Origin of the sequence: Kribbella pittospori, assembly GCF_004331465.1 — a bacterium.
In the GTDB taxonomy this organism is placed as follows: domain Bacteria; phylum Actinomycetota; class Actinomycetes; order Propionibacteriales; family Kribbellaceae; genus Kribbella; species Kribbella pittospori.
The window spans coordinates 25,124-42,789 of sequence record NZ_SJKB01000022.1 but is presented as its reverse complement, the minus strand read 5'-3'; the positions used below and the strand labels follow the sequence as shown (position 1 = coordinate 42,789).

Annotated in this window: 17 protein-coding genes and 1 pseudogene; 12 read left to right on the top strand and 6 right to left on the bottom strand. The window is 68.6% G+C overall.

The genetic code is table 11. From position 1 onward, the window contains the following. Nucleotides 1-73 precede the first annotated feature (73 nt). The 8 genes from E0H73_RS40405 to E0H73_RS40370 all read left to right on the top strand — a co-directional run bounded on the left by E0H73_RS40405 (nucleotide 74) and on the right by E0H73_RS40370 (nucleotide 8,592). Nucleotides 74-1,483 (top strand): FGGY family carbohydrate kinase, encoded by a 1,410-nt coding sequence (locus E0H73_RS40405; protein ID WP_131365713.1) that lies wholly within the window; start codon nucleotides 74-76, stop codon nucleotides 1,481-1,483. A gap of 142 nt (nucleotides 1,484-1,625) precedes the next feature. Further along, the gene (locus tag E0H73_RS40400) at nucleotides 1,626-2,375 is read left to right on the top strand and encodes a cupin domain-containing protein (protein WP_131365711.1); all 750 of its coding nucleotides are present in this window, start codon (nucleotides 1,626-1,628) and stop codon (nucleotides 2,373-2,375) included. Then, nucleotides 2,372-3,535 (top strand): Gfo/Idh/MocA family protein, encoded by a 1,164-nt coding sequence (locus tag E0H73_RS40395; protein WP_131365709.1) that lies wholly within the window; start codon nucleotides 2,372-2,374, stop codon nucleotides 3,533-3,535. Before E0H73_RS40400 ends, E0H73_RS40395 begins: the two co-directional genes overlap by 4 nt. Continuing rightward, complete coding sequence (locus E0H73_RS40390) at nucleotides 3,532-4,875, top strand: dihydrodipicolinate synthase family protein (RefSeq protein ID WP_238164592.1); 1,344 nt, start codon at nucleotides 3,532-3,534, stop codon at nucleotides 4,873-4,875. The genes E0H73_RS40395 and E0H73_RS40390 overlap by 4 nt, the downstream gene beginning before the upstream one ends. Next, a complete protein-coding gene (locus E0H73_RS40385; RefSeq protein WP_131365707.1) occupies nucleotides 4,872-5,687 on the top strand; it encodes a sugar phosphate isomerase/epimerase family protein in 816 nt (271 codons plus the stop codon). The genes E0H73_RS40390 and E0H73_RS40385 overlap by 4 nt, the downstream gene beginning before the upstream one ends. Nucleotides 5,688-5,711: 24 nt before the next feature. Then, nucleotides 5,712-6,467 carry a sugar phosphate isomerase/epimerase family protein gene (locus E0H73_RS40380; RefSeq protein ID WP_131365705.1) on the top strand — a complete coding sequence of 252 codons (756 nt, stop codon included), beginning with the start codon at nucleotides 5,712-5,714 and terminating at the stop codon, nucleotides 6,465-6,467. Between the two features lie 90 nt (nucleotides 6,468-6,557). Further along, on the top strand, nucleotides 6,558-8,180 hold the full coding sequence (locus E0H73_RS40375; RefSeq protein WP_238164591.1) for a diguanylate cyclase domain-containing protein: 1,623 nt from the start codon (nucleotides 6,558-6,560) through the stop codon (nucleotides 8,178-8,180). Beyond that, nucleotides 8,071-8,592 (top strand): P-loop NTPase family protein, encoded by a 522-nt coding sequence (locus E0H73_RS40370; RefSeq protein ID WP_238164597.1) that lies wholly within the window; start codon nucleotides 8,071-8,073, stop codon nucleotides 8,590-8,592. Before E0H73_RS40375 ends, E0H73_RS40370 begins: the two co-directional genes overlap by 110 nt. A gap of 1 nt (nucleotide 8,593) precedes the next feature. Here E0H73_RS40370 and E0H73_RS40365 read toward each other — a convergent pair whose 3' ends face one another. Beyond that, complete coding sequence (locus E0H73_RS40365) at nucleotides 8,594-9,469, bottom strand: aldo/keto reductase (RefSeq protein ID WP_131365701.1); 876 nt, start codon at nucleotides 9,467-9,469, stop codon at nucleotides 8,594-8,596. Between the two features lie 157 nt (nucleotides 9,470-9,626). On the opposite strand from E0H73_RS40365, the gene E0H73_RS40360 reads away from it, so the two are divergent. Together E0H73_RS40360 and E0H73_RS40355 are read left to right on the top strand one after the other, a co-directional pair. Continuing rightward, nucleotides 9,627-11,159 carry an alkaline phosphatase D family protein gene (locus E0H73_RS40360; protein WP_131365699.1) on the top strand — a complete coding sequence of 511 codons (1,533 nt, stop codon included), beginning with the start codon at nucleotides 9,627-9,629 and terminating at the stop codon, nucleotides 11,157-11,159. Further along, complete coding sequence (locus E0H73_RS40355; protein WP_131365697.1) at nucleotides 11,159-11,986, top strand: polysaccharide lyase family protein; 828 nt, start codon at nucleotides 11,159-11,161, stop codon at nucleotides 11,984-11,986. Before E0H73_RS40360 ends, E0H73_RS40355 begins: the two co-directional genes overlap by 1 nt. 2 nt (nucleotides 11,987-11,988) lie before the next feature. Here the strand turns inward: E0H73_RS40355 and E0H73_RS40350 are convergent, their stop codons facing one another. Next, a complete protein-coding gene (locus E0H73_RS40350) occupies nucleotides 11,989-12,840 on the bottom strand; it encodes a helix-turn-helix transcriptional regulator (RefSeq protein ID WP_131365695.1) in 852 nt (283 codons plus the stop codon). Nucleotides 12,841-12,925: 85 nt separating this feature from the next. Between E0H73_RS40350 and E0H73_RS40345 the strand changes: the two genes are divergently transcribed. Beyond that, nucleotides 12,926-13,678, top strand: a complete 753-nt coding sequence (locus tag E0H73_RS40345) for an SDR family NAD(P)-dependent oxidoreductase (protein ID WP_131365693.1) — start codon at nucleotides 12,926-12,928, stop codon at nucleotides 13,676-13,678. A gap of 2 nt (nucleotides 13,679-13,680) precedes the next feature. Here E0H73_RS40345 and E0H73_RS48140 read toward each other — a convergent pair whose 3' ends face one another. Together E0H73_RS48140 and E0H73_RS48135 are read right to left on the bottom strand one after the other, a co-directional pair. Next, nucleotides 13,681-14,388: an alkaline phosphatase D family protein gene (locus E0H73_RS48140; protein ID WP_272949192.1), complete on the bottom strand. Its 708-nt coding sequence runs from the start codon at nucleotides 14,386-14,388 to the stop codon at nucleotides 13,681-13,683. Nucleotides 14,389-14,459: 71 nt separating this feature from the next. Then, nucleotides 14,460-15,128, bottom strand: a pseudogene (locus E0H73_RS48135) (alkaline phosphatase D family protein); the annotation flags it as partial. A 140-nt stretch (nucleotides 15,129-15,268) separates the two neighbouring features. Between E0H73_RS48135 and E0H73_RS40335 the strand changes: the two are divergent. Beyond that, nucleotides 15,269-15,751, top strand: coding sequence for a GNAT family N-acetyltransferase (locus E0H73_RS40335; RefSeq protein ID WP_131365691.1), 483 nt, complete (start codon nucleotides 15,269-15,271; stop codon nucleotides 15,749-15,751). On the opposite strand, the gene E0H73_RS40330 is transcribed toward E0H73_RS40335, so the two are convergent. Both E0H73_RS40330 and E0H73_RS40325 read right to left on the bottom strand, forming a co-directional pair. Beyond that, a complete protein-coding gene (locus E0H73_RS40330; RefSeq protein WP_202867816.1) occupies nucleotides 15,732-16,823 on the bottom strand; it encodes a hypothetical protein in 1,092 nt (363 codons plus the stop codon). The two genes, E0H73_RS40335 and E0H73_RS40330, sit on opposite strands and share 20 nt — an antisense overlap. 59 nt (nucleotides 16,824-16,882) lie before the next feature. Further along, nucleotides 16,883-17,605, bottom strand: coding sequence for a phosphotransferase (locus tag E0H73_RS40325; RefSeq protein WP_131365689.1), 723 nt, complete (start codon nucleotides 17,603-17,605; stop codon nucleotides 16,883-16,885). Nucleotides 17,606-17,666 lie beyond the last annotated feature (61 nt).

The window sequence follows — 17,666 nt, the reverse complement described above, 5'->3', positions numbered from 1 at the left end:
CCATGAGTGTCGCCACGACGCTAGAGTCCCGTCAAGGGCTCGATTGAAAGTTGTCTGACTTGGAGGGCGATCGATGGCGCCGGCCGTACTCGCGGTGGACCAGGGCACCACGAACTCGAAGGCCGTCCTGGTGAGTGCCGACGGAAGCGTGCTGGCCACCGGGTCCGCGCCGGTCGGACTCTCGGCTCCGCAGCCCGGCTGGGCCGAGCAGGATGCCGACAACCTGTGGCGCAGCGTGCTCGCGGCGATCTCGTCGTGTCTCGCCGCCGCGGAGCCGGTCGAGATCACCGGGATCGGATTGTCGACACAGCGTGAATCGGTGGTCGGCTGGGACCGTCGTACCGGCGAGGCCGTGGGACCGGTGATCGGTTGGCAGGACGTGCGTACGACGTCGTGGTGTTCGTCGCTCCCGGACGACTTGGACACGCTTGTGCGCGCGCGGACCGGGTTGCGGGTGGACGCGATGTTCTCGGCACCGAAGCTCCGCTGGCTGCTCGACCACACGGATGCCGATCGGGTGGGCACCGTGGACTCGTGGCTGATCCATCGGCTGACTGGTTGCCGTGAGCACCTGACCGATGCGGGCAATGCCTCGCGGACCTTGCTGTACGACGTACTCGAGTTTGGCTGGTCCCCGGCACTGCTCGAGGCCTTCGGCGTACCTCGATCCGTTCTGCCCGACGTGCGACCTTCGAACGCCGGATTCGGCGTCACCGCAGGGGTTCCAGGGCTTCCGGACGGGATCCCGATCGTTGCGGTGCTGGCGGATTCGCATGCAGCGATGTACGGGCAGGGCTGCACGCAGGCCGGGATGATCAAGGCGACGTACGGAACCGGGTCGTCGGTGATGACGCCGGTCGACGAGTTCGTGGCGGACGGGTGCACGCTGGCGTGGCTGACGGACCGGCCGCTGTACGCGCTCGAGGGGAACATCGTCTCGTCGGGTGCCGCGCTCGCCTGGACTGCCACCATGCTCGGCCTGCCGGACGTCGGCGCGTTGATCGAACTCGCGGCGACTGTGCCCGACGCCGGCGGAGTGAGCCTCGTGCCGGCATTCGCCGGCCTCGGAGCCCCGCACTGGGACCGCGCTGCGCGGGCGGCGATCACTGGAATGAGCAGCTCCACGACTCGCGCGCACCTGGCCCGCGCCTGCGTCGACGCTGTCGCTCACCAGATCTGCGACGTCACCGACACCATCCCGGGCACGCCTGGACGCCTGCGCGCAGACGGGGGCGCGACTGTCTCGAATCTCCTCATGCAGACCCAGGCCGACCTCCTCGGTCACCCCGTCGAAGCCGCCGATGTCGCCGAGATCTCGGCCCTCGGCGTCGCCGAACTCGCCTGGACCACTCTCGGCGCCTGCACCGGCTGGGCCGCCCAGCGCCGCTACCGCAGCTTCGAGCCGGCCGTCGACGCCGCTGCGCGAGCGGGCCGCCGAGCCGAGTGGGCGGCCGCAGTCGCCTCGGTTCGCACCTTGAAGTGACGTCCATCTCGCTCTGAGTGTGCTGACCGGATGTGGTCGGACATCGCTTTCCGTGACGGCTTGACTCGTCGTGAAGGCCCACCTAAAGTGGCGGCCACAGGCCTCGGAAAGCCCTTTCCCAGGCTCACGAGGGGAGGCAGCGATGTGCGAGTTCGGACCTGGCCCGGCCGCGGCGCTGCCGGGCGGCATCGGCATCTCGTTGCTGAAGGTGTACGACCTCCAAACCCCGGACGGTTCGGCCGGCGGCTCCCCGCACGTGCACCTGGCCTGCTCCGAGGGGTACTACGTCGTCGCCGGGTCCGGCTCGGTCCAGACACTGAACCCCAAGGGCTTCGCCGAGACCCCGCTCCAGGCCGGCGCTGTGGTCTGGTTCGACCCCGGGACGATTCACCGGCTGGTCAACGGCGGCGGTCTCCAGATCCTGGCGTTGATGTCGAACTCGGGGCTCCCCGAGGCCGGCGACGCCGTACTGACGTTGCCGCCGGAGCACCTGACGGACCGCGAGACCTATCTCAAGGCGACCAGTCTCACCGGCGAGGGTGACGATCGGACCTCGTCCGCGATGGCGCGGCGCAACCTCGCGCTCGACGGCTTCGCCGTACTGCGGGAGTCCTACGAAACCGATGGGCCGCCCGCGCTGGACGACTTTTACGCGGCGGCGATCCGGATCGTCCAGCCGCAACTGCCGGACTGGCGCCGCCGCTGGGAACAGGGCGCTCGCCGGCTGGCCGAGCAGACCGGCGCCGCCCTCGATGCACTCGAAGCCGGTACGGCGCCACACCTACAGGCCGCTGAACTCCACGAACTACCCGCCCCCACCGAGTTCGGCCTGCATGGCATGTGCGGTCGCCTCGACACCTACGACATTTCTTCGCGAGAGGCAGAACAGTGAACGAGCGACGCGTCGGCATCGTGATGAACGGCGTCACCGGCCGGATGGGCCTGCGCCAGCACCTCGAGCGTTCCATCGTGGCGATCCGCGAGCAGGGCGGCCTGCCCGCCGCCGACGGAACCATGATCATCCCCGAGCCGATCCTGGTCGGCCGCAACGAGCTGAAGCTGCGCCGGATCGCCGAGCAGCACGGCCTGACCCGGTGGACCACCGACCTGTCCGAGGCACTCGCCGAGCCGGACGTCGAGATCTACTTCGACTCGTCTCTGACCCAACTCCGGGAGAAGGGCGTCCGCGCCGCCGTCGAAGCGGGCAAGGCGATCTACTGCGAGAAGCCGATCGCGGAGAGCCTGGACGCGGCGATCGACCTGGCCCGGCTGGTCCGGGACGCCGGGCTGAAGAACGGCATCGTCCAGGACAAGCTGTCGCTGCCCGGCCTGCGGAAGCTCAAGCGACTCGTCGACGGCGGGTTCTTCGGCCGGATCCTCTCGGTCCGCGGCGACTTCGGCTACTGGGTCTTCGAGGGTGACTGGCAGGAAGCGCAGCGGCCGTCCTGGAACTACAAGCTCGAAGAGGGCGGCGGCATCATCCTCGACATGTTCTGCCACTGGCGGTATGTGCTCGACCAGACCTTCGGCCAGGTCAAGTCGGTGTACTGCCAGGGCGCGACCCACATCCCGACCCGGGTCGACGAGCAAGGCAACGAGTACGCCGCCACCGCGGACGACTCGGCGTACGGCATCTTCGAACTGGAGGGCGGGATCATCGCGCAGATGAACTCGTCCTGGGCGACTCGGGTGTTCCGCGACGAGTTGGTCGAGTTCCATGTGGACGGGACCGAGGGCTCCGCGGTCGCGGGGTTGCGGAACTGCCGGGCTCAGCACAGGTCCGCGACGCCGAAGCCGGTGTGGAACCCGGACCTGCCGGCCACCGAGAAGTTCCGCGACCAGTGGGCGACGGTGCCGGACAACGAGGTGTTCGACAACGGCTTCAAGGTGCAGTGGGAGATGTTCCTGCGCCACGTGGTCGACGACGCCCCCTTCACCTGGGACTTCGTCGAAGCCGCCAAGGGCGTGCAACTGGCCGAGCTGGGCCTGCAGTCCTGGCGCGAAGGCCGCAAACTCGAAGTCCCCGCCCTGGACCTCGGCGGCCACCTGTGACACTCGAGATCCTCCTGCCGACCGGTCGCGGAGCCGGCTCGCCGGCCGGCTCCGCGACCGGTGGTGGGTTGGAGAGCCGCCGGGCGATCGGTGGCGGTGGAGCTTCGGCCGCTGGGCGGCTGGAGAGCGAGCGGGCGGGCGGTGGGGGGCCGGGCGAAGGTCGCCGGGATGGTGTCGGCGGGGGCGCCTCGGCCGCTGGGCGGTTGGAGACGTACCGGCTGGTTGGTACGCCGGTTGCTCGGGGCAACTACGCTCCGGCGACGAGGCGGTTGGCGTTTGCGGCTGCGCATGTGGTGGCGGATCCGTTGGGGGACAACTCGCCGGGTGCGCCTGCGGTGGTTGATTGGGAGCACACGCTGGAGTTTCGGCGGCATCTTTGGTCGCTGGGGTTGTCGGTGGCTGAGGCTATGGATACCGCGCAGCGTGGGATGGGGCTGGACTGGGCGGCGACGCAGGAGCTGATTCGGAGGTCCGCGGCCGAGGCGCCGGACGGGCGGATCGCGGTTGGGGTTGGGACAGATCAGCTGACCGCCGCGGGCCGACCCACCGGCGGCGCCCACGCGTTGGACGCGGTGATTGCTGCGTACGAAGAGCAGCTCGGTCTTGCCGAGGAGGTCGGGGCGCAGCCGATTCTGATGGCTAGTCGGGCGTTGTGTGCTGCGGCCGAGTCGCCTGACGACTACCGGAAGGTCTACGACCGGCTGGTGGGTCAATCGACCCGCCCGGTGATCCTGCACTGGCTCGGGTCGATGTTCGATCCGGCGCTCGACGGCTACTGGGGCAGCGACTCACTCGACACCGCCGCGGATGTCGTCGTCGATCTGATTGCAGACAATGTGACAAAGGTGGACGGGATCAAGGTCTCACTGCTGGATGCTTCGCGTGAAGTTGCCCTGCGCAACCGTCTGCCCGAGGGTGTCCGCCTGTACACCGGCGACGACTTCAACTACCCAGAGCTGATCCGCGGCGACGACGACCGCCACAGCGACGCGCTGCTCGGGATCTTCGCCGCGATCGCGCCCGCCGCCGCGGCGGCACTGAAGGCGCTGGACGACGGCGACCTGGACACCTACGACCGCGTCTTCGCACCGACAGTCCCGCTCGCGCGGCAGATCTTCTCGGCGCCGACGTACTACTACAAGACCGGGATCGCCTTTCTGGCTTGGCTGAACGGGCACCAGCCCGGGTTCTCGATGGTGGGTGGCCTGCAGACCGGCCGGTCGCTACCGCACCTGGCCGACACCTTCCGGCTCGCCGATCAGGCCGGCGTACTGACGAATCCGGAGCTTGCCGTTCAGCGGTTCGGGCAGTTGCTGCGGGTGGGTGGAGTCGACGCGTGAATCGCTACAGCCTGAACCAGGCGACGACGAAGTACTGGCCGCTCGAGGATGTCGTCGCGGCCAGCGCCAAGGCCGAGCTGTCGTGGATCGGGCTGTGGCGCGAACCGATCCAGGAGTACGGCGTCGACAAGGCCGCCCGGCTCGTCGCGGATGCCGGACTCAAGGTGTCGTCGCTGTGCCGCAGCGGATTCTTCACCAGCACGGATCCAGCGGAGCGCAAGGCGAAGATCGAGGACAACCGTCGCGCGATCGACGAGGCCGCCACCATCGGGACCTCGGTGCTGGTGCTCGTCAGCGGCGGTCTGCCGGCGGGCTCGCGCGACCTCGACGGCGCGCGCTCGATGGTCCGCGACGGGCTGGCCGAGCTGGCGCCGTACGCAACGGAACGCGGGGTGAAGCTCGCGGTCGAGCCGTTGCATCCGATGTTCTGCTCCGACCGGTGTGTGGTGTCGTCGCTGTCAGGTGCGCTTGACCTCGCCGAGCAGTTCCCGGCGTCGCAGGTCGGCGTGATCGTCGATGCCTACCACCTGTGGTGGGACGCGGACGTCTACCGGCAGATCGAGCGCGCGGGTGAGCGGATCCTGTCCTACCAGGTGAGCGACTGGGTCGTTCCGCTGCCGGAGGACACGCTGCTCGGCCGGGGCATGATGGGCGACGGCTCGATCGAGCTGCGCCGCCTCCGCGAGGCCTGCGACGCGGCCGGGTACGACGGGCCGATCGAGGTGGAGATCTTCAACCAGAAGCTGTGGGACGCACCAGGGCAGCAGGTCTTCGACCTGGCGCTCGCGCGGTATCGGGAACACGTCATCTGACCTTCGACATCAGGAGCTGACCGTATGAGTGACCGGACCATTCCCGCCGACGGCATCGGCATGCACCTCTACACGATGCGCGACGTGCTGGCCGAGGACTACCCGGGGACGCTCAAGCGCCTCGCCGGGATCGGATATCGCACGATCGGGGTGAGCGGGCGGTTCGACCACAGCGCCGAGGAGATCCGGTCCTTCGCGGACGACGCCGGGCTGTCGATCGTGCTCGAGCACGTCGGGTACACCCGGATGGCGGACGACTGGGACAGCGCACTGGCCGGCGTCAAGACGCTGGGCGGCAAGTGGGTCGTCGTACCGTCGATTCCCTCCGAGCTGCATTCGGTGGAGGGTTTCCGTACGGCGGCTGCCGCGTTCACCGAGGCCGGCAAGGCCGCCCGTGATGCCGGGCTGAAGCTGCTGTTCCACAACCACGGGCGCGACTTCGCCTCGGTCGACGGGCAGATCCTGTTCGACATCCTGCTCGACGTGGATCCGGAACTGCTCGGGTTCGAGTTCGACCTGTACTGGGCGGTCGAGGGCGGCCAGGACCCGGCGAAGTACTTCCAGGAGCACCCGGGCCGGTTCCCGGCGCTGCACGTGAAGGACATGGCCGCGGACGGGTCGTGGGAGGACGTCGGTGCCGGCAAGCTCGACTTCGGCGCGATGTTCGCACACGCCTCCGAGGGTGGCGTCGAGCAGTGGCTGGTCGAGCACGACAAGCCCACCGACGCCTGGCACTCCGCCGAACGCAGCTACCGAGGCCTGACCGAACTCCGGTTCTGAACCGGGCTTGGTGTCCGGAGACAAACGCTTAACCGGATCAGATCCGGTTACGACCGCTCACTGCTGGTGAGATCGGTTTACGCTCGATCCGTGCAGAAGGAGCCTACGGTCCGGCTGACGGCCATCCGCCGCCTGTACGAGGTGAGCGCGCGGATGGGTGCGGGGCGGAGCCTGGCCGAGACGCTGCAGGCGGTCGTCGACGGCGTGGTGGACGGGCTCGGCTTCGGCATCGCCGTACTGAACCTGCGGCACCCGGACGGCAAGTTCGAGGTGATCGCGGTGGCCGGCTCGCCGGAGGCGCGGGAAGCCCTGCTCGGCACAGTGAGCGCGGCGGACATCTTCGACGCCGAGTTCGCCATCGCGGACAAGTGGGGCGGCCTGCGCTTCGTTCCGCACGAGCGCCTGCCCGAGGGCGAGGTCATCGGCTGGGTGCCCGACGTACCTGTGTCGGACGACCCGGCCGCCTGGCATCCGCTGGACGCGTTGTTCGCGCCGCTGCACTCGTCCGACGGCGAGTTGGTCGGGATGCTGGCGGTCGACCTGCCGGAGGACCAGCGGCGGCCAGGCCCGATCCACCGGGAGTTGCTGGAGATCTTCGCCACCCAGGCCGGGCTGGCGATCGACAAGGCTCGGCTGACCGATCAGTTGCTGGCCGAGAAGACCCGGCTCGAGGCGAGCGAGACGACGTTCCGGATGGTGTTCGAGGGCGCCGGCAACGGGATGGCCACGATCGCCTTCGACGGGTCCGAGGCGGGCCGGATCCTGCGGGTGAACGACGCCTTCTGCCGGATCACGGGGTACGCCGTCGACCAGCTCGTCGGCGTACCGATGGTGGACTTCCTCCGCGACGAGGAGCCGGCCCAGTCCCGGCGCGAACTCGAAGAACTTGCCCGAGGCAACAGCTCGTACCGGTTCGAGCGGATCTTCACCCAGCCCGGCGGCAACGAGATCTGGCTCGGCGGTACGGCGGCGATCGTCGACCAGGGCGCGGGGCTGCCGCGGATCCTGCTGATCCAGATCGACGACGTGACCGCCCGCAAGGACGCCGAACGCGAACTGCGCCACCACGCCGCACACGACCCGCTGACCGGCCTGCCCAACCGCCGCCTGCTCCAGCACCGCTTCACCGCCGTGCTGGAGCGGACCCGCGCGTCAGGCCGGCCCGGTGCCGTGCTGTTCTGCGATCTCAACCACTTCAAGCTGGTGAACGACGGCTACGGTCACGAGGCCGGCGACCGAGCGTTGCGCGAGATCGCCACCCGGCTGGCCGCCGAGGTCCGGCACGGCGACACCGTGGCCCGACTCGGCGGCGACGAGTTCGCGATCCTCGCCGAGGACATCGCCGACGAGGACCTCGCGACCCTCATCACCCGCCTCGAGACTGCCGTCAGCCGCCCACTTCCAGGCATCACCATCGAGGTCAGCACCAGCATCGGCACCGCGCCGATCACGCCGGACTCAACCGATCTGGACGCCCTCCTCCACACCGCCGACCAGGCCATGTACGACGCGAAAACGCGCGCGACTGAGCCTTGCGGGCATCTATCGTTGCAGCATGCCGATGCTGACATTCACCGACTCGCTGCCGGGCCGACCGCGAAAGATCCTGGTCGCCGGGACGTCGGCGTCCGGAAAGACGACGCTGGCTCGCGGGATCAGTCAGCGGCTGGACGTTCCGCACATCGAGATCGACGCTCTGTTCCACGGGCCTGACTGGACCCCGCGAGACACCTTCCTGGCCGAGGTCGACGAGTTCAGCTCCCGACCGGAGTGGGTCACGGAGTGGCAGTACAGCTCGGTCCGGCCGCTGCTCGCGGAACGCGCCGAGCTCGTCGTATGGCTCGACCTGAGCAGGACCACGGTGATGCGTCAAGTGGTACGCCGTACCGTCCGCCGCAGCGTCCGGAAGGAACAGCTGTGGAACGGCAACCAGGAACCGCCGCTGCGGACCGTGTTCACCGATCCCGACCACATCATCCGGTGGGCCTGGAAAACCCACCACGAAAACGCGAACCGCATTGCAGCGCTGCTCAGCGAGCGCCCGGAGCTTGCCATCGTCCGCCTCCCGAGCCACACCGCCGCCCGGAGGTGGCTTGACGGTGTGCTCGGGGTGACAGCTTCGTAGCTCAGGCGGCGTCGAGGGCGGCGACCTGGTCGGCGGTGAGCTCGAGGTCCAGGGCGGCGTACGAGTCGCGAATCGTCTCCGGGCGGCTGGAACCGGGGATGGGGACGACGTGCGGGGACTTGGCCAGCAGCCAGGCGAGGGTGACGCGCTGCGGGCTGACGCCGAGCTCGGCGGCGAGCCGGTGGAACGTGGGGTGCTTGCTGCCGAGGGCGCCGGCGTTCGAGATGCCGCCGAGCGGTGCCCAGGGCAGGAACGCGATGCCGAGCTCGTCGCACAGCTCGAGCTCCGGCTCGCTGGACCGGAACGCGGGCGAGAACTGGTTCTGCACGGAGACGAGGCGGCCGCCGAGGATCTCGTTGGCCTGCCTGATCTGCGCCGGGTTCGCGTTCGAGATGCCGGCCATCCGGATCTTGCCGGCGTCGAGCAGGTCACGGATCGCGCCGATCGAGTCGGCGTACGGCGTCTTCGGGTCGGGCCGGTGGAACTGGTACAGCCCGATCGCCTCCACCCCGAGCCGCTTGAGCGACTCGTCCGCCGCCTGCATCAGATGCTCCGGCGACCCGTCCACGGTCCAGCTGCCGTCGCCGGGCCGCAGGTGGCCGCCCTTCGTCGCGACCAGGACCTTCGAGGTGTCGCCGCCGTACGACGCCAGGGCGTTGGCGATCAGGGACTCGTTGTGGCCGATGTCGGTCGCGGTCAGGTGGTACGCGTCGGCGGTGTCGATCAGCGTGATGCCGAGGTCGAGCGCCGCGTGGATGGTCGCGATCGACCGGGCCTCGTCGGGCCGGCCTTCGATCGACATCGGCATGCCGCCGAGCCCGATCGCGCTGACCTCGACGTCGCCGATGCGGCGGGTGTTGTTCGTCTGAGCTGCCATGTCTCCAACGTCCCGCGCGAGGGGCGCCGATTCCAACAGGAATCTCCGCACAGACTCAGTACTCCTGGTGCTGAATCGATGTCAAGGGGTTACCTTTCGAACGGTAGTTACGTAAGAATGTGACGCAACTCGACCTCCCCTGGATCGGAGCCCGCCCGTGCCTCCTCCTCCCACCCGTCGTACCTTCCTCCAACTGACCGGCCTGAGCGCCGCCGCGGTCGCGATCGGCGTCTCCGCACCGGCCGGCGCCGACGCCACCCCAGGACGCCCCGTCCCGTCCGGCGCCTTCGCGCTTGGCGTCGCCTCCGGTGATCCGCGCACCGACGGTTTCGTCCTGTGGACCCGGCTTGCCCCGACGCCGCTCGTGACCGACGGGCACGGCGGCATGCCCGCCGATCCCGTCCCCGTGCAGTACGAAGTGGCCGAGGACAGCCAGTTCAAGCAGGTCGTACGCCGTGGGCTCGCGATCGCGACCCCCGAACTGGCGCACGCCGTACATCCCGAGGTCCGCGGTCTGCGGCCGGATCGCGAGTACTTCTACCGGTTCCGCGCCGGCAGCGAGCTCAGCCCGGTCGGCCGGACCAAGACGTTGCCGGTCCAGGGGTCGCAGTTCACCTTCGCCACTGCGTCCTGCCAGGCCTGGTACCACGGGTACTTCACGGCTCATCGCGACATCGCCCGTCGTGCCCCGGACGCGGTGTTCTTCCTCGGCGACTACATCTACGAGTACGGGATTGTTGCCGGTGACAACCTCTGGCGCGAGGGCGTGTCGGTCGGTCCCGAGCACGGCGTGGAGATCGAGACGCTGGAGCAATACCGGCTGAGGTACAGCCTGTTCAAGACCGACCCGGACCTGCAGGCTGCGCACGCTGTCGCGCCGTGGTTCCTGGTCTGGGACGACCACGAGGTGCAGAACAACTACGGTGCAGACAACTCGCTGTACGGGATCCCGCCGGAGCTCTTCGTGCATCGCCGCGCCGTTGCTTACCGCGCGTTCTACGAGAACGTGCCGGTCGCCCTGGACAGCCTGCCGCACGGACCGGACGGTCAGCTCTACCGGCGGTACGACGTCGGCTCGCTCGCGCGGGTGCACCTGCTCGACACCCGGCAGTACCGCGACCCGCTGCCGGTGGACGAGGCCGATCGCGTCTCCGAGCAGCGCACCATCATGGGCGCCAAGCAGGAGAAGTGGCTGTACGACGGACTCCGTCATTCACCCGCGACCTGGAACGTGGTCGCCGGCGGTGTCGTCCTCAGCGCGATCACCGACGACCGGACCGAGCAGTGGGACGGCTATCCGGCGAACCGGCGCCGGGTGCTGGAGGCCATGGGTCAGGCCGGGACCTCGGTGATGCTGACCGGCGACATCCACCGCCACGTGGCGTCCGAACTCAAGTTGGACTTCGCGAACCCGGACTCGCGGACGGTCGGCGTGGAACTGGTGTGCTCGTCGGTCGGCTCCAACGGGGACGGCACCGACACGGACCAGTACGCGCAGGACTGGCTCCAGCATCCGTACGTGAAGCTCTACAACGCGCGCCGTGGGTATGTGCACTCGACCCTGACCCGCTCCGAGATGACCACGGAGTTCGTCAACTTCCCCTACATCCAGGCGGATGCGAACGCCGAACCGCGTGTGGTCGCAACCTTCCGAACGCCCGCTGACGATCCCCGTCTGGAGGCCTTGTGATGAATCGTCCTCCCGCCATCACCCAGCTCCGTGGCACCGGCGACATCGGCACGCTCACCCTCGACTGGAAACCGGTGTCGTGGGCAACCGTCGTGGACCACTACGCCGTGTACGTCGCCGAGCCCGGAACCACGACGTACACCCTGCTGGGCAAGACCGTCTATCCGCACTTCGTGCATCGCGGGCTCGGGTTCACCGGTGTCACGCGGTCCTATCGGGTGGTGACAGTGGATGCTGCGGGCAACAGATCACCGGCGTCGCGTTCCGTTGCCGCTGCCAACAAGACGTCCGTGACGATCTCCGGTCAACCCATCGCGCGAGTCGGAGTGTATGACGGCAAGGGTTCCGAGCTGGCGTTGTCACCCAAGGGGTACGCCGAGTACCCGGCTCGCTTCCCGTCGGACGTCGACTACACCTACGGTACGTCGGTGCCGTCGGCCGACTGGTCGTACCTGTTCCCCGGGCCGGCGGACAAGTGGGCCGGAACGAAGAACCACACGGTGACGTTTCGGTTCGACCTGAGCGCGGTGCCCGAGCAGGATCTCGATCTGGCGCTCTGGCTGATCGACAGCCACGCCAGCATCCCGGGCTCCGCCGTACTGTCCGTCAACAGCACCGAGGTCGGGCGGCTCGCGTTCGCGAACGGCGCCACCAAGGGCTCGACGATTGCCGACAGCACCTACCCCGGTTCACCACTCAAGCCGTCGTACCTCGAAGTGTCGTTGCCCAAGGCACTCTTCCGGACCGGTCAGAACGCGATCACCCTGGTCAAGGACGAGGGCTCGTGGATCGCGTACGACGCCTTCGGGGTCTATGCGCGGAAGTGAGCTCAGCCGGGCACGTCGAGTCGCTGGGTCCCGACCACCGACAGCAGGCGCAGCGCTTCCTCCGACGGTGAGCCGGGGGTCGCGGTGTAGATGATCACCTGCTGGTCGCGGTCGGGGATCGAGAGAGCGTCGCAGTTCACGGTGACCGTGCCGACCACCGGATGCTCGAAGGTCTTGCAGAGGGTCGGCTCCGCGGACACGTCGTGCGCCTCCCACAGCTCGGCGAACTCGTCGCTACCCGCGAGCAGTTCGGCGATCAGCTGCTGAGTCTCCGGATCGTCCGGGTACCGCGCCGTCGTCGCCCGCAGGTGACTGGCCGAGCTCCGGGCGAACTGTCCGGCGTCGGAGACCGAGTACAGCCGGCCGGAGCCCGGGGGCGGACCGAGGAACGCGCGCCGGATCAGGTTCCGGTCCCGCCGGGAGAGGATGGAGAAGTCCTCCATCAGCGCCGTCGCCAGGTGGTTCCAGGCGATCACCTCGTACGACGCCGACAGGACGATCGCGGCCGCGTTCGGCAGCCGTTCGAGCAGGTCGAGGATGCTCTGCCGGACCTGCCGCGGCGGGCCGGGCGGCGGCGCCACCGGCACACCGGCCAAGTCGTGGAGGTAGTTGCGTTCGGCATCGCCGAGGCGGAGTGCGCGGGCCAGCCCGGCGAGCACCTCACCCGACGGATGTGGAGCTCGGGCCTGTTCCAGCCGGGTGTAGTACTCGGTCGAGATGTACGCCAACTGGGCCACCTCTTCGCGGCGCAGGCCCGGCGTACGGCGGCGTCGGCCGGCGAGCAGCCCGACGTCGGACGGCTTGATCCGTTCACGTCTGTTGCGCAGAAACGCTGCCAGCTCGGGCTTGTCCACGCTTCCAGTCTGCCGCGTTGCACGCGGTTAGCCAGGTACTACCGGTGTCTGGTTACGGTTCTCGCCAGCGCACAGGCTCGACGGCATGGACAAACTGCTTGAAGGAAAGGTCATTTTCATCACCGGCGCCGGGCGCGGGATCGGTGCCGCGGCCGCACGACTGTTCGCCGCTGAAGGTGCGCAGGTGATGCTCGCGGCTCGCACCGAATCGGAGCTGGCGGCAGTCACTCGCGAGGTCGGTCCGAGTGCGGCGTACATCGTCGCTGACCTCGCCGATCCCGACGCGGTGCAGGCGGCGGTCGATCGCTCGGTCTCGGAGTACGGGCGCCTGGATGGTGCCTTCAACAACGGCGCGATCGGCATCCCGCCCGGACCGATGGACGAGATGAGTGTCGAACAGTTCGACCAGGGGTACGCCGTCAACCTCAGAGGGCTGTGGACCGCGATGGTCGCCGAGGTCACCGCGATCCGGGCGACGGCCGGACACGGGAGCATTGTCAACACGTCGAGTGTCGGCAGTCTCGCCGGGAATCCTGCACTACCGGCGTACGGCGCGCTGAAGCGGGCCGGCAACAGCCTGACCGAGTCGGCGGCGATCACCTACGGTCCGGAGAACATCCGGGTCAACGCGATCGCTCCGGGGACGACGCTGACCGAGATGCTGCACGACTGGGACCGCGCCACGCCCGGGATCATCGACAGCCTGAACGCACGGACCCCGCTGGGCCGGGCCGCCCAGCCGGACGAGATCGCGCAGGCCGCCGCCTGGCTGCTCAGCGACCGGTCGTCGTACGTGACCGGAACTGTGCTGCGTGTCGACGGCGGCCTGGCTGCCTGACCTCAGCTCGCGTGCACGTGGGGGTCGCGGTCCTCGACGACGTACGTCGCGCGGGTGCTGATCGGAGCGTCCGGGGTCTGGACGTACGGAACGACGCGGAAGTCGGAGCGCCACTGCTTCTGGTTCACGGTGACGCGGACGTAGCCGCGCTGGCTGTTGAAGAACTTCAGGTGTGGGTTGGCCGCCAGGAACTGCTGGCCCTGGTCGGTCATGTCGGCGCCGTCGCCGCCGCTGGTGATCGACGTACCGACGAACTCCGTGCCGACGTTGCGCGAGTCCGGGTCGGCGAAGTCGCGCTTCAGCTCGAGGGCGTAGTTCTGGTGCCGGTCGCCGGTGATCACCACCAGGTTGCGGACGCCGCTGTCCTGCGCGGCCGCGAGCACCTTGTTGCGCTCGGCAACATAACCGTCCCACGGGTCCAGCCAGACGTGGGTCTCCGGACCTGGCGTCCAGTCGGTCTGACCCATCGGGGTCTGGTTGCCGATCACCTGCCAGCGGGCGTGCGACCGGCGGAAACCGTCCAGCAGCCAGGCGCGCTGCTTGCCGCCGAGCATGGTGTTGTCCGGGTCGAACCGGTCGTCGCAGGTGGACGAGTCGCCGTCGCCGCACGGCTGGTCCGAGCGGTACTGGCGCGTGTCGAGGATGGTGAAGTCGGCCAGCCGGCCGTACGGGAGCCGGCGGTGGTAGCGGATGCTCGGGCCGGACGGCATCTGCTCGTGCCGAAGGTGTGGATCCACGGGTGGGCGGCGTGCGCGGCCTGCAGCGGAGCCTCAGTTTTGTACAGCGAGTACTGCAGCCGGTAGCGGGCCAGGTCGAACGTCTCGGTGTGGAAGCGCGGGTCGGTCGTCACCCCACGCTTGTTGGTCTTGACGCCGGACTCGTACAGGTAGTCGCCGAGGTGCACGACCAGGTCGAGGTCCTCGCGGGCCATGTGGTCGTACGCCGTGTAGTAGCCGTCCTGCCAGGCGTTGCAGGACGCGAACGCGAACCGGAGCTCGCGCGGCGAGGTGAACGGGTGCGGCGTGGTCCGGGTCCGGCCGGTCGGCGATACCTCGCGGCCAGTGCGGAAGCGGTAGTAGTACACGGTGTCGGGCAGGAGGCCGCGGATCTCGGGGTGGATCGAGTGGCCGAGCTCGGGAGTGGCAACGACGCTGGACCGGCGGACGATGTGCCGGAAGTGCTCGTCCCGGGCGACCTCGTACTCGACCCGGACCGGCCGGGCGGGCATTCCGCCCTTCCCGTCGACGGCGTACGGGTCGGTGGCGAGCCGGGTCCACAGCACGACACCGTCGTACTGCGGATCACCGGAGGCGATGCCGAGGGTGAACGGGTTGCCGCTGCCGGCCGGAGCGGCGTACGTCGTCGAGGCGTCCCAGGCCCCGGTGCCGAGCAGTACGGCGGCAGTGCCCGCACCACCCAGGCCGAGGAAGCGACGGCGGGAGACTGACATGGTTCCTCCAGATGAAGGGCGGATCAGGTGGGGGAAAGCCCGGTCAGTCTTCAGTCACCGCATGTCTGCGACTTGTCGCAGAGTTGGTCGGTAAGTTAACGCCGGTGCCCGGTGGGTGGATCACCCGGCACGATAGGTCCATGCAGATCGACGAACGAGTACGACGAGCCCGCCCCGACGACGTCCCCGCCCTCGTGGAACTGGTGTACGGCCTGGCCGAGTACGAGCGAGCGCCCGACGAGTGCCGCCTGACCGCGGACCAGCTCCACACCGCACTCTTCGGTGAGAACCCCGCCGTCTTCTGCCACGTCGCCGAACACGAGGGCGCGGTGGCCGGCTGCGCCCTGTGGTTCCTCAGCTTCTCCACCTGGCGCGGCGTCCACGGCATCTACCTCGAAGACCTCTTCGTCCGCCCCGAAACCCGCGGCACCGGCCTGGGCAAAGCCCTCCTCACCGCCCTCGCCCAAGAATGCGTCGCCAACGGCTACGAACGCCTCGAATGGTCCGTCCTCAACTGGAACACCCCCGCCATCGACTTCTACAAATCCCTAGGCGCCCACCCCCAGGACGAATGGACGATCTACCGACTAACCGACGCGGCCCTCACCAGGCTCGGTTCGTAAGCACGGGGAACGCCTGGCGCAGCTCGCCGATCAACTCCTGCTGCCGACCGTCACCGAAGGCACAGGCTGCGAGCCAGACCGTCTCGAACGCGGCCCGGAGCGGATCGTCGTCGTCCGCCGCGAAGAGGAGTGTCCACAGGTTCTCGATCGGGTCGACGTCGTCGTTCCAGCCCCATGGCCTGAAAGCCAACCTGACCTGCTGGTTGTCGGTCGGACTCGCTGCTGCCGGCGCCGGCAGCAGCGACCACACGGGAACGCCATGGTCGATCCCGTCCAGGATCGCGGCGATCCACTCCTGCTGGTCCAACTGCTTGTCGACGCACACGCGACGGACCGCCCACCGGGCGATCGCGCGCTGGGTGTCCGGATCGACGCGGTCGATGTCGTCGATCAGCGGTCGGTCCAGCTGTGCCAGTCCGAACGCTCTCAGGGAGGCATCACGGACCCGCTCGCTCGGGAGAGTGCCGCCCCATTCCCGAGTCAGTTCGGCGAGCGCCTCCTCGGCTGCCCTGCGTTCACGCTCCCGCTTCAGCTCGGCGCGTTGTTCTGCCGTCGGCGGTGGCGGCGTCTCGCGGGCGACTCGGTGCCAGTACGCGGCCTGAGCACTTGTCTGTTTGACCACTCGATCCGGAGCAGGCGGTGCCGGCCAGAACTGCACGAGGTAGCGGTCGACCAGAGGTTCGTCGTCCATCGGTGGTGCAGCCTGATGGCCGGCATCCATGCCCCAACCGCAGTACCGCACCCGGTAGTCCACCTCGTCCAGGTCCAGCGGCCAGTGCCCCTCGCCGCCCCACCCGTTCAACGCGACGGCGCCGACCGGTCGGAACGACGCCTCGACGATCTCTTCCCAGAACTCGTCGATCGCCGGCGCTTCGTCGTACACCTCGACCACGAACCCGACTCGGCCGGTGTGCAGCCCGGTCATCAGGAACAGAGCCCCCTGCACCGCGGCACCACACAGCCCGTTCTGCTGACCCCCGAAGGACTCCGGCAACTCCGGCTGCCGTCCCGAACTCTCGACATAGATCTGCCCATACGCAACCCAAGCCGCCCCACTCATCGCCGTACGCACGCAGACTCCCCCAGACGTCAGTAACCGGCTCCAATATCAATCACACGCGGAGCCGTACCTCAACCCCCTTGAACTGCAGCTTCCTGCAACTCGGCGGCGTTCATGCGGATCCACTCGTGCTTGCGTCGGATGTCTTCGGGTATGCCGAGTTGCTGGAGGTGTTGCATTGCGGGGTTGCCGGCTGTGGCTGCTCGGTCTATGCCGTTGGCGGCTCGGGCTTGCCAGTGGAGGATGGATGGGATGAGGGCTGTGGTGTCGGCGGGGCCGTAGCCGGCGAGGAGGGACTGCCATTGGGGGATTACTCGGTTGAGGTCGCCCAGGTCGGCGTACTGCCAGCAGGTGAAGGCGATGTCGTGGATGCGGCGGCCGGGGGCGGCGAGGTCCCAGTCGATGAACGCGATCGCGCGGGTGCCGTCGGTGGTGTAGACCGTGTTCTTGGGCGAGAGGTCGTTGTGGCAGACAACCTCCTGGTCACCGGCGAGCGCCGTACCCGCGGTGAGGTCGTGGAACTCCCGGACCAGCCGGCCCACTGATCGAAGCGTCTCAGGTGACGTGACGGCAGGCTTCCATGGCCGTTCCCACGCCACATACCCGTCGATGAAGCTCAACCGCTCCCGCCCGTCGTCCTCCAGCCCGAGGAACCGCGGCGCTCCAGGCCACCCGTCCAAGTCGATCAGTACGTCGCGCACGAAGGCGGCCCGCTCGCCGCCCTCGCGCAACACCACATCGCCCCGCCGCACCACCACATTCACAAACCCACCCTGCAGCTTCACCTCATCCACGGCCCCACCCTGCCGTACAGCCCGTGGAATAGGCGTGGGGTTTTTGCCGTTGAGGCGGTAT